A 1,161-nucleotide genomic window follows, 5' to 3' on the forward strand; every position below is an offset into this window, starting at 1 on the left:
GTTCGCGAAGCCCACTTCCAAAACCAAGCACCCCGCCCCGGCACTCGTGGAATAGATAAGAGGGGGAGTAGATGAGTTTTACGAGCGTGGCCTTGCAGATGGTGACGGTTTCTTTGCCGATCCTGTTGGGGTGGTGTATCGCCAAGCTGGGGTTTATGAAAGCGGAGTTCGAGCGCGAGCTGTCGCATCTGCTGTTGCAGGTGGCGCTGCCGTGCTTGGTGCTTTCGTCAGCGCTGGGCGATGATGTGAAGCTTCCGAGCATTGCCGATACGTTTTCGCTCATGGGACTGTCCTTTGTGATGTATGTGGTGGCGACCGTTATCGCGTTTGCTGTCACCGCTGCTCTTCGCGTTCCCAAAGGGACGGAATGCTCGTATCGCTTCGCCGTGCTTTTCGGTAATGCCGGGTTTATCGGTTTTCCGGTTATTTCGGCGGTGTTGGGAAAACAAGCGCTGTTGTATGCATCGATTGCGCTTATCCCCCCAAACTTTCTTATGTTTACCGTCGGCGTTATGTAATTTAGCGGAATAAGTGGTGGCCTTAAAACGCAGATGCGCAATATTGCCGCCTGCTGCAAGAGTCCTGGTCTCATTGCAAGTACTGCTGTGCTTGGGATCGTGCTCACCGGATGGACCGATTGGGGCGTGCTGGGCGACTCGATTTCCATCGTTGGCACCATGACCACTCCTGCGGCATTGTTGCTCATGGGGTCGTCTATCGCCAAGTACCGTCCGCTCGAGATGCTCACCAACTGGCGTGCCTATGCTGCCGTGGCATTTCGCCTGGTTGTCGTGCCGGTGGCATGTCTTGCCGTCGCGCGCTTGTGGCCCGGCATGACGCCCATGTTTATCGCGACGCTTGTGCTCGATATGGCAATGCCGGTGGGCAGCAACGGTACGCTGTACTGCCTTCAATACGGTAAGGATGCACGCCCCATGATGCAGTGCACGTTTCTGTCGATCATTTGCTCCATTCTGACTATCCCGCTCGTAGCCACGCTGTGCGGGTAGGCATCCGGGACGGCCTCGCGCTGGGGCCTTGCCCGGCGGGGTGGCCTTGCTCCGGGAAGTGGGCTTCGCGAACTTCCCGGCCCTCGCCCGTATTACCCCGCTGGGCGAGCCATAGACGCCGCGTACCGATAGGGTAAGGCGGCGGCTTGAA

At 58.0% G+C, this 1,161-nt stretch carries 2 protein-coding genes; both read left to right on the forward strand.

The genetic code is table 11. The features are described from left to right. Positions 1-71: 71 nt before the first annotated feature. Positions 72-518: an AEC family transporter gene (locus DXC67_RS09910; RefSeq protein ID WP_117638244.1), complete on the forward strand. Its 447-nt coding sequence runs from the start codon at positions 72-74 to the stop codon at positions 516-518. An 87-nt stretch (positions 519-605) separates the two neighbouring features. Next, the gene (locus DXC67_RS09915) at positions 606-1,010 is read left to right on the forward strand and encodes an AEC family transporter (RefSeq protein ID WP_158551350.1); all 405 of its coding nucleotides are present in this window, start codon (positions 606-608) and stop codon (positions 1,008-1,010) included. The last annotated feature ends 151 nt before the right edge of the window (positions 1,011-1,161 follow it).

This window comes from Collinsella sp. TF07-1 (assembly GCF_003437235.1).
In the GTDB taxonomy this organism is placed as follows: Bacteria; Actinomycetota; Coriobacteriia; order Coriobacteriales; family Coriobacteriaceae; genus Collinsella.